We start from the raw sequence: 10,601 nt of genomic DNA, 5'->3' as shown, positions 1-10,601 counted from the left end.
ACCAGACATTAATAAATTCAATAATTTATTATTTTGATCTGCAGTACCAGCATAATCAGTAATTCCATTCGCTGCTGCGATTTTCTCTCGGTTATCAAAGCTTGAATCAACACCGATTGCATTTAAAGCACCAACTAATGAGGTTCCTGTGTAGTTAGGAATTGGATAATATGTATCTCCAGTTCCTCCTCCATCTGAATCACCCCCACCTTCTGTATTATCAGGACAAATTAATCGACCAGACATTAATAAGCTCAACATTTTATTATTTTGATCTGCAGTACCAGCATAATCAATAATTCCGTTTGCTTTTGCAATTTTTTCACGGTTATCAAAACTCGAATCAATACCGATAGCGTCTAAAGCACCAACTAATGAAGTTCCTGTGTAGTTAGGAACTGGATAATATGAAGTAGCTACTGATCCTGGGCGTCTTAATTGACCAGACATTAATAAGCTAAATAACGAATCATTTTGAATCGCAGTACCAGTATAGTCAGTAATTCCGTTTGCTTTTGCAATTTTCTCACGGTTATCAAAACTCGAATCAACACCAATAGCGTCTAAAGCACCAACTAATGAAGTTCCGATATAGTTGGGTTTGGGGTAATAAGAAGCTCCTACATCTCCATCTGGTGCTGATTCAGAATATTTAGGATACATTACATCCCCTTTTGTCCAACAGTTTGAATTTGAAGCTCCTACAACTGTTTGATAATCTGGTGCTGAGTTTTTAACATACATAACCTCTGCTGGACGTACGGTAGAATCAGTACCTGCTTTAATGATGTTTGAACTTGTGCTAATTGTCGGACTATACGATGGATATGAAGTATCTGTATCAAACTCAACATGTAAATGAGGCCCTGTCGTATATTTTCCAGTGTTTCCATATAAACCAATACGAGTATCTTTGGTGATTGATTGACCTTGCTTAACATCGATACGATCTAAATGGAAGATACGCTGAATAAGATTTTTTGTAGCCCCTGTTGTTAATTGACAGTTATCGTAACGAATAACTAAGACATTCCCTAAGACATTATCATATCCTGCTAATAAGACTGTACCTACACCAGAACCCCAAACAGTACGATCACTATTTGTAGATGTTAAGTCAGTACCATAATGTCTAAATCCGAATTGTTGCTGATAATTTGAATTTTTATATCCTGCGGTTACACGCATTTTGTTAATTGGTAAAATAAGTTTTTGTGTTGCCATGTTTAATTCCTCCTAATTTTAGTTTTTTAAAAAATGGTTTGTATTTGGATCATCAATAATCCCTAATATTGCTACAGCCTGTGTTACAATTTCTAAAATTTTCTGTAGTGATTCATATTCTACTAAGTCAGTAACTAACAATGGTGCAAGCACCACAATTGCTACATAAGTTAATACCGTTCGATTTCTAAGGTTTTTAAGAATTGCTAATTGATTTTTCATAATGTTCATTAGTTAAATAACTGAGTCACTATTTGTGTCACAATAGCCGTTGTCAGAACTGAAGCGATATAAATTAAGATTTTATTTGAAGATTGCATTTCAATCAGCATCAACTTTAGCTCTTTTACTTCACCCTCAATACCTTTTAATTGATGACTTTGAATAGTAACTGCATTATCTAAGGTCTGCAATTTCAAATTATGTTCTCTCAACATCAGTTCTTGTTCTTGATCAATTTTACTGCGACACTCATGTGACTTTTCAGCTGATTCCTCCAAATTGCTCCCCCTCCCTTTTCTTCATGGTTCAATATGTCTGTAAGTTTTAAAGGCCTTTTTTGCTTACAAACATATTAAACCATCTAAGGAATGAATGGATTTTGCATAGTTAATGCAAATTAGCTATAAAAAAAGATTACTCAATCGAGTAATCCTAAAAAAATTTTAATCATTTGTGCAAATTTAATCGTGGCATCTCTTTTATAAGTTGCTACAGTTCTTTCAGAAATATTTAAAGCCTCCGATAAACTATAATTTGTTAAATATTCACTATACGTAAGTTTGATAATTTTCTGCTCCTGCTTATCTAAAGCAGCTAAACAGGTTTCTATAATAACCTCTAAATTTTTATGTCGTTCTATTAACGCAACTTGACTATCTAATAGTTTTTTTTGATCAATATTCCTAAAAAGCAAGATAATTCCATCTAAACTTCTCTTTTCTTCAAAGATGCCTTTTACTAAAATCTTTTCTTCTCTCCATTCCATATAACTAATCTCCCTATTTTTATTCTCTTTACTCTTTAATTAAAACCCAAAATTAAAGAAATCCTCTTGCAAATATTTTGTGAATAAAATGCAATTAAACTGCAAAGTATACATAATCATTATCCCTTAAAGACATGCACAATTCTATTTTTATAAAAATACATCTCTCCCTTAAAAAAAACTTTGTGAAAAAAATACTTTTCCAAACTTAAGTTCGCTTTTTATCATATCATAATTGTGTATAAAATTTCATATTTTTACAAAAAATCCTAATTACTTATGCTATACTAAGGGGGAATTTTTGAAATATTAGTTATTTATATAGAATTTATGTGAAAAACATTTCATTAGCATAAAGAAATATTTAATTGTTATAATTCTCTATGAAGCGGAGGGGGGGATAGAGATGGATATTAACCTTGAACATCTTATAAATAGCTATAAAACTACTTGTAACCTTTCAAATAATACTATTCTAGCTAAGGAAAATTTTAAAAACCTAATGAATGATAATAACAGTGTAATTTTACAAGTTACTGAGGATACAAACACTACCGATCATCAATTAAAAGAATTAGCAATTATTGATTTACAGAATAATGAATTATTTAACCGAAAATTTTATTTGTCAACTCAATTTGCAATAGAGTGGGATAATATAAAAAAAATACTTAAAAATAAAAATGTATTAATTTATAATGTTGATTTCACCGAGTTCATAATTGAACAAACTTTAAGAAAATGCTCAATTTATGAAAATTTCACATTAAATACGACTGATGTTATGACTCTATACAGTTTAATTTCGAATGATAATAACCCTATTAGTCTTCAAGATGCTTGCGCTGATGAAGGAATAACAGCATTTATTACAGATAATGCTCTAAAAAATAGTTACTATGTTAGAGAGCTATTAATTAAAACTTTAAAAGAATGCAATTAAATTAAATCTAATAGGTACTATATCTATAAAAAAGGACATCTCAGCAATTTGCCGGATATCCTTTTTTTATTTGGGAAAAAATTATTATTCATAGCGTAAAAAGTCAAATAAATAATGACGTTGTACTTTGTCTTTATCTAAGAATCCAATGATAGATGTTTCTTTTCTAATGTTTAATATTTTGTTTTATTATATTTTAATTGTTTGTTTCACATACGAAGGTATAGTTAATAAATTATTTATTAGTTCTTTAATGGTATTAGTATTTATATAGTATGCCAAAAGGCGTTATCCCAAAAGGCGTTATCCCAAAAGGGAACATCGGTAAGCTACCGATATATCAAAAGGGAACATCGGTGAAATGATAAATTGAAATAAAAAAGGCGGATAACTCCGCCCAATTACTAATCTTCTAACATCCAACCACCGTTTAAATAGTGAAAATCTGGGTGTGATTTATCAATATTGAATGTATCTGTTGTTTGAATCTTTGAAATTTGTATGTCTGGATCAGTTGAATTAATTGATTTTCCATCAACTTTCATTTCTGTTGGTTGTTCAAATAAATAATACATCATAGAACCAAAAGAACCTCCACTATCTCTCATTTGCACTCGATATAGATATTTATTATCCTCTAACTCTTTTAATCCACTTTTGATAGACTTTAATCCTTCTCCTGTAACTGTAGCTAATCCTTTTTCAGTAAAAACCCACGTTTCAGGCAAATGTAGCATAAAGCACAGTAACCCTCTAGCCTTTAATGATAAATTTTTATCCCGTAAGATAGTATTATCAATGATTGTAAAGTTTTTAGTCTTATTTTTAATAGTTCTAAAATTATTTTGCATAAAAAATGCACTCCTTTTCTGTTGCTTAAAGAGTGCTTTCAGGTCTGATACGTATAAAATTATCTGAATTTGCATATAACAAAATAAAGATATTTCTATTATATACTTGAATAATAATACGAGCATAGTATATAATAATCTTATATCAAGAACGAAAACTTTCAAAACCTCAATCCTGTAGCGACCAAACTTCAGGGATTGGGGTTTTTCTCAATTTAAGCGATTTAATTTTAAATAAATTATACCATAAAGCTACCGAATTAAGGTAGTTTTTTTAATATATTCAAGAGAATTTTGTTAAAAATTTCTAGAATTTATTATCTGAATTTCATATAGAGTTTATTTTATCGTAAAAATGATACTAGATATTTTAAAGATAGTTCTTTTATACTATTTTAGTAATATCTTGAAATCATAAAAGAAATATATTTAAACTATCAAAATATTACAAAAATAAAATAATAAAAATATTATACTAAAGAATACTTATGTATTATATTTTTATTATTTTAGAAAATGTTAATAGATATAAAAAGTATTACTCTAGTAATATTTTTTATAATATTATAGAATTGAGGGATTAAAGTGGACAAGAAAGACTTATTGTTGAGTGATAATTGGGAGGAGATCATAGCCTACATTAATCAAGAAAGACAAACGGGCCTACAGCTTAGAGATATTTGTAGAGGTGTTATTAGCAAAGATAGAATGTCTCAACGTATCAAAGAAAATGGATATACTTATTCAGCTAAATTAAAAACATATGTTAAAAGCTCAGAGAAGCCTTTTTTAGAGGAAGAACAAGCTCCGTTTTATAAAATTAAAGAGGAGATAAAGAAACCTTTCAATAAGCCTAAAAACGCCAAAAAATCAAATGGTGTCGAGGATGAAACAAAAAATATAAATCAACTTTTGAAAAAAATAGAAGATTTAGAGAAGCGTGTATGCAGTTTAGAAAGTCAAGTTAATGAAAAAGACTCGGATTTCAAGCCACTCCATTTCAATGAGGAACCAATAGCAAAATCATTTAAGTTGTATCCATCAGCAGTTGAAGCGATAGAGAAATTGAATAGGAAGTATAGTGGATTTAAAAAACAAGATCTATTAAGTTCATTGATTGTTCAGGCAGTAGCTCAATACATCGAGTTGGAGGATTCTAATGAGGTTTAATAAAAAGGAGGTAATCTTATGTCAAATTTATTAGTTTCAATAACCAGCTCAAATCCATTAAACAATCTATTATTTAAAACAATAGTGTTATTAGAAAAACTCTACGTTTTAACTGTAGCAATTTTAATCTTATATATTCTTTATTTAACTACCGTAGCTCTTAAAATTTATATTAAAAATCAGAAATAAATCAAGTAGTAAGATTCTGAAAGTCTAAGCTTCTTTAGCGAAGGATGAAAAGGAGAATTTGCATGTTATTTGAACAACTTAAAGAGTTAAATACTAGCGAAATCAGAGAAATGATTATCACGACAACAGGTGAAGAATAATTGTTTTATGTTTCTTGGTTTAATAAAGTTATGCAGTTAAGAAGAATTGAAACTCTTGAAAAGGAAAAAAATTTGGGGAATTACAATAAAAGAATCGTAGGAGAAGGAGAATAGTAGAATAGCGAGAATTGAAAGTGGCTAGCCACTTTCGAAAAAATGAAAATCTCTGATTTTCATTTTTGTTTATTTTTTTGGTACCCCAATCCCCTAATTTTTAAAAGATAGGAGATTGAATGATGAAGAATCGTACAAGGTCTAAACAAATGATGTTTAGAGTTACAGAAGATGAAAAGGAAATGATACTGAATAATAGTGAAAAGTTAGGCTTTCAAAAATTTGAAAGCTATGCTAGGAAGATGTTAATCGATGGATATGTTATTAATCTAAAGTCAGCAGATGATAAGGATTTAAAACACTTAATGTCAGAAGTGTCCCGTATTGGAAATAATATTAATCAGATTACTAAACGGGTAAACACAATTAACAAAATATATGAATGTGATCTGGAAGAAATTAAACAGGGACAACAAGAAATCGTTCGTCTACTAAGACAGCAAGTGAGAAATACTAACAAAATTAAAAATCTCTAGTTTTATCTAGTGTTCCTTTATTTTTTCATTACTTACCAATTCTAAAATTTTAGTGTTGTTAAGGTGATATCAAATAGTTTAGTATGGAGTTATGAATTTAATATTATCTCAAAATATATTCATGAGCATTCAAAGGAGAAATTAGAATGAGTTTATTTAAAGAGTGTGTGTCGTTAAGTTTTCAGATTTTGAGATTAGTTGTTATTGTGACAGGAATTGTTTTAGTAGTTTTAAGTTGGTTTTAGAAAATAAAAAAAAGAGGTGATTATAATCAGCTCTTTTTTTTATATTTCCTACTGAAAATGAATAGTAATATTTAAAAAAACAAGGTTACTTTATTAAGTAATAAAAGTGTCTTTAGTTAATCACTGGGTTTCTATTTATTTTCTATGTTGATTTTAATATTAGCCCGAGCAAAAATTCGTTATAAAAATTCAACAAACTGTTTATGATAAAAAATCTTAAAATTAAAGAGGTGATTTATATGTATATTTCGGTCGAATTTATTAAGGCACTAATTGTTCTCATCATTATTTGGCATAGGTTTAAATAAATGCTCCTAGAACATCGTTATTCTTTTATATCGTTAGGTACTGAGGTTAATTACTTTTAAGTGTTGCAAAATGTTACTCTTTTTCGTATAATAACATTGTAATAAGTTTAAAATAATAAGGACGGGATATCCGTCAACCTTATGATTTTGTTCGTAGAGCGCGAATAACTAAAAATTAAAGAAAGCTCAATTGATGATTCTAGTCGTAGGTCGCGACTAGCCTAAACAAAAGAAAGACCAATTGATTAGAACTTAAAGGCCCCTCATTTAGGGGTCATTTTTTTATAGTTATTATAGGGGGACTTTATGAAAAATTTTAACGACTTTGTAATATTGCATCTTACACAGCAATTCTATTCAGATTATCCATTAAGTGATTATCCTCAAATTTTAAGAAAAGATGAACGCCCTTATACTGTATTTACTGTTAAGATTGATGGACTTGATTTTGCTATACCTTTTCGTTCTCATATTAAACATAATCATGCCTTTATTACAGATAATAGAAATCCTGAAGATAAATGTGGACTTGACTATACTAAAGCAGTGATTATTACAAATCAAAAATACATAGATTATCAAAGCCAACCACGATTAAGATCTCATGAACACAACGTTTTAAAAGGCAATGAGAGTAAAATAATTGGAGGGTTTAAATCGTACCTTAATAGGTATAAACGTGCTGCTAAACGTCCTGATGTTGAACGCAATAAGCAATTTTGCAGATTCTCTGCATTACAATATTTTCATAAAGAGTTAAAAATAGAAGTGAGTTAACTGGTCCCAGGTGGAGCTTTTTTTATTTCATTTTACTTCATTAAGATGGGCCCCTCCTTTTTTTAGTTTGCAACGGTTCGATTAGTTACTGCAATGAATATAAGGGTTGATACAATCATCTTTTAATCTATTTACAAGGGGTATATCTGTCACCTCTATTTGTGAAAATAGACTCACTGAGGACTGAAACATCATCAACTAATTCATTGTAAAAACCAATCTTATAAACACTTACTTACTTACTTCACCTCTAAATCTTCCCTAATCTGTTTTTTATAACGATAATAAGTAGTTCTATCAATGCTGAGTAGTTCTAATACCTCACTATCTTTAAGAGCTCCATTGAATGACTTCGATAATTTGATAATCTTAGCCTTCTTGGTTTCAATCTTTGATCCTATTGCTCTACCTATGACCTTACCATTAACTTTAGCAGTAATAATCCCTTCAATTGTACGTTGTTTAAGGTCCTGAACTTCCTTTTCAGATTGCTTTTAAGCAATCTCAATCTGTTGTTTTGCCAATAGTTTAAGTGCCTTAGTCACGCCCTCTAACACCGCATTTACAACGTCATTATCTGTCATTCCTAATTTAGCATGGTCTAACTGTTGCTTATACACTGACGTATTGATATGTGGTTCCTTGATGAACACTAGCTCAACCCCTCTATCAAATAGATCCATGTAATCTTTTACGCCATCTTCAGCATTACGACTCATACGTGAGACTGAATCAAAAATAATCATATCGCCTTGCTTAACACGTTTAAATAGTTTAGTCCATTCCTTACGGTCTATCGTAGTCCCTGTGTGGGTTTCATTGATTAGTTTAGCACCAGGATGTAATTTTAAGATATTTCTATTCTGGCGGTCTATATTTTGTTTATTCGTTGAGATACGCGCATATCCATAAATCATAATCAAAACTCCTTAAATTTGTATGTATTTTGTTTGCATTTAAACGTTTGTTTTATCCTCTCTAAGACGTTTTTGCACGCCCCCTTTAAAATACACTAAATTAATTATAAAAAATCAGATATGTGATATTTTTACCCTTTTTCGGCATGATAGATTTTGTTTTTCATAGTTGCTCTTAACAATCACATTTTCAAGACATAAAAAGAGCTTCTAACACAGTATCTATCCACTGTTGTTTGTATTACATAAAAGGGTTATAATGGAAATGTTTAAAAGGTGGATTAGAGAGGGATAGTGATAAAAATGTATATTTTATTTAAAAATCAGACAACATTAACTAAAAAAACTTATATAGAAGTCGCTCTATCATCAAACAAAACCCTTATAAGTTTTATAATATTTTTCACAGCGTTTGGATTCATTGATATAGGGTATGAATCTTATATGTTTAAAGAATACATATTATTTCTATATTGTGCCGGGGGAGCCATCGTTGCATTCTGTACGCCTTTTTACATTTATCGTTCCCAAGGTATAAAAAATTATAAAAATCAGATGCTTCTATCAGAAGGAAGAGAGCCTAAAGTTAATATAACTATTTATGAAGATTCCCTTACCTTTAATAGGTTTATTCCAACAATAAATGAAGATAAAACGAGATATAAAAGCGAAGCGGAAACAAGTATCAAACACGATAAAATTACTGTGGTACATAACCTTAAAGAACATTTTGTTATCGTTTATGCGAATCAAATCTATCTCCCAATACAAAAGACGGGATTTACAAAAGGATCATCTGAGGAGTTTGAAGAGTTCCTTCTCAAAAAAAATATAAAGGTGAAGCGGAAAATAATTTAAACTGTAAAACAAGTACAATAATAAAAAATACGACATGAGTTAATTAATTTTAAACTTATGTCGTATTTTTTATTATTGTACTTGTTTCATTATTTATCTGATTTAACTATTAAAGCAAATGCAGTCAATACTGTTGCAGGGACCCATCCACCACCAGCTGCTCCTGCCAGGCATGATGCGAATATAAGAGCGTAAGTAACCGCAGAAGCCGCCCTATGACGTTTTGCTGTAGTTGTAATGTAATCTACATTTTCTTCTGCTGTGTCTTTAAGAGGCTCGGTGTTACGAATTGGAACGTGGAGTAAACCAGGCTGTTGAATATCGGGGTGAACAGTAATTGTTAACTGTTGATAGACCGTAGTTTCTAAATTTTCGAATACTTTTGTTTCTGCAACTTCTGCGATAATATTAAAAACCCCGTTGTCTAAATTAAATGTCAATGTAATTTCATCACAATTCAATGCTCCTAGGTTCATATTAGAAAGTGTAAGTACAAGCCCCTCACGACTAATGTTAACCTCGACCTTCTCTTGCGTAAGTGTGATATCTAACAGTTCATCAGCCATTTGTTCAGGAGTAAGTGCTAAATCAAGAACTTTCTTGACATCGAAAATATTTGTAATTTTAGGAACAAGCGAAACTTCACCATACACAATAACGTGTGGACGCCAAGGTATCGTACCAGGGATCTCAAAAAGCTTTTCTTTATGATTAAATCCTTTAAAATCAACATCATAACCTTCAAACAATCCATTCTCAGATGCGAATTTAAGAATTTGTTGATATCGAACCTCTGTCATAATCATGTCTACAAAACGATCCCATCCTGCATCTAATGTACGATGAGGGCAGTATTTTCCACTCCAATCTTGATGTTTACGGATTCTATCAATTGGAATGTTGAATTTATCCATTAATGATGCAATTAATTTAGCAGCATTTTTTTCTGCTTTATCAAATTTTTCTCCACCGTATTTTGAATAACAAATTTCTACTGCAATTGATTTTCGATTTCCAGTACCTTGACCACCATCTCCAGAGTGCCACCCATTACGGTTTAATGGTAAACCTTGAATTGCTTCTTGATCGTCTACTGCGAAATGGTAAGATACCTCATCATTATTATTATGCATAAATGTAATTTCATTGTATGCTGAAGCTTGGTTGTAAGTATTATGAACAGTGATATATGTTGGATCCATTGGATAAGGACACTTAATACTATACTTACTCTCTGGTGGCAATATTTCTCGGACTTTTAAATTTGGCACACCATCAATCCCACTTGACCCCGTTCCGCTATCACCAGAACCATCTTCTCCTGCTGAAGCTGGGCGGATTAATCGACCAGACATTAATAAATTCAATAATTTATTATTTTGATCTGCAGTACCAGCATAA

Annotated in this window: 12 protein-coding genes; 5 read left to right on the top strand and 7 right to left on the bottom strand. The window is 30.6% G+C overall.

What is annotated here, in order from left to right; translation table 11 throughout:
- The 4 genes from QWC74_RS00660 to QWC74_RS00645 form a co-directional block, all read right to left on the bottom strand.
- Positions 1–1,224, bottom strand: a 1,224-nt coding sequence (locus QWC74_RS00660) for a M23 family metallopeptidase (RefSeq protein ID WP_288993794.1), incomplete at its 3' end; no start/stop codon positions are given.
- Between the two features lie 18 nt (positions 1,225–1,242).
- Complete coding sequence (locus QWC74_RS00655) at positions 1,243–1,446, bottom strand: hypothetical protein (protein WP_262948726.1); 204 nt, start codon at positions 1,444–1,446, stop codon at positions 1,243–1,245.
- 8 nt (positions 1,447–1,454) lie between these two features.
- Positions 1,455–1,724 carry a hypothetical protein gene (locus QWC74_RS00650; protein ID WP_262948727.1) on the bottom strand — a complete coding sequence of 90 codons (270 nt, stop codon included), beginning with the start codon at positions 1,722–1,724 and terminating at the stop codon, positions 1,455–1,457.
- Between the two features lie 140 nt (positions 1,725–1,864).
- A complete protein-coding gene (locus QWC74_RS00645; protein WP_288993792.1) occupies positions 1,865–2,212 on the bottom strand; it encodes a sigma factor-like helix-turn-helix DNA-binding protein in 348 nt (115 codons plus the stop codon).
- Between the two features lie 406 nt (positions 2,213–2,618).
- Here QWC74_RS00645 and QWC74_RS00640 point away from each other — a divergent pair, with 406 nt between their 5' ends.
- Positions 2,619–3,155 carry a hypothetical protein gene (locus QWC74_RS00640; protein ID WP_262948729.1) on the top strand — a complete coding sequence of 179 codons (537 nt, stop codon included), beginning with the start codon at positions 2,619–2,621 and terminating at the stop codon, positions 3,153–3,155.
- A 404-nt stretch (positions 3,156–3,559) separates the two neighbouring features.
- Here the strand turns inward: QWC74_RS00640 and QWC74_RS00635 are convergent, their stop codons facing one another.
- Positions 3,560–4,006: a helix-turn-helix domain-containing protein gene (locus QWC74_RS00635; protein WP_262948730.1), complete on the bottom strand. Its 447-nt coding sequence runs from the start codon at positions 4,004–4,006 to the stop codon at positions 3,560–3,562.
- 585 nt (positions 4,007–4,591) lie between these two features.
- On the opposite strand from QWC74_RS00635, the gene QWC74_RS00630 reads away from it, so the two are divergent.
- The 3 genes from QWC74_RS00630 (at position 4,592) to tenpIN (ending at position 7,425) form a co-directional block, all read left to right on the top strand.
- A complete protein-coding gene (locus QWC74_RS00630) occupies positions 4,592–5,176 on the top strand; it encodes a hypothetical protein (protein WP_262948731.1) in 585 nt (194 codons plus the stop codon).
- 565 nt (positions 5,177–5,741) lie between these two features.
- Entirely contained in the window at positions 5,742–6,095 is a 354-nt protein-coding gene (locus QWC74_RS00625) for a MobC family plasmid mobilization relaxosome protein (protein WP_262948733.1), read from the top strand.
- 859 nt (positions 6,096–6,954) lie between these two features.
- The gene (gene tenpIN, locus QWC74_RS00620; protein WP_262948734.1) at positions 6,955–7,425 is read left to right on the top strand and encodes a type III toxin-antitoxin system TenpIN family toxin; all 471 of its coding nucleotides are present in this window, start codon (positions 6,955–6,957) and stop codon (positions 7,423–7,425) included.
- Positions 7,426–7,919: 494 nt separating this feature from the next.
- On the opposite strand, the gene QWC74_RS00615 is transcribed toward tenpIN, so the two are convergent.
- On the bottom strand, positions 7,920–8,342 hold the full coding sequence (locus QWC74_RS00615; protein WP_262948735.1) for a recombinase family protein: 423 nt from the start codon (positions 8,340–8,342) through the stop codon (positions 7,920–7,922).
- 303 nt (positions 8,343–8,645) lie between these two features.
- On the opposite strand from QWC74_RS00615, the gene QWC74_RS00610 reads away from it, so the two are divergent.
- On the top strand, positions 8,646–9,200 hold the full coding sequence (locus QWC74_RS00610) for a hypothetical protein (protein ID WP_262948736.1): 555 nt from the start codon (positions 8,646–8,648) through the stop codon (positions 9,198–9,200).
- 89 nt (positions 9,201–9,289) lie between these two features.
- On the opposite strand, the gene QWC74_RS00605 is transcribed toward QWC74_RS00610, so the two are convergent.
- Positions 9,290–10,601 (bottom strand): N-acetylmuramoyl-L-alanine amidase family protein (locus QWC74_RS00605; RefSeq protein WP_288993788.1); only part of this gene is annotated, 1,312 nt, incomplete at its 5' end.

Origin of the sequence: uncultured Turicibacter sp., assembly GCF_938044715.1 — a bacterium.
Taxonomy (GTDB): domain Bacteria; phylum Bacillota_I; class Bacilli_A; order MOL361; family Turicibacteraceae; genus Turicibacter; species Turicibacter sanguinis.
This window is presented reverse-complemented; position numbering and strand designations above follow the sequence as displayed.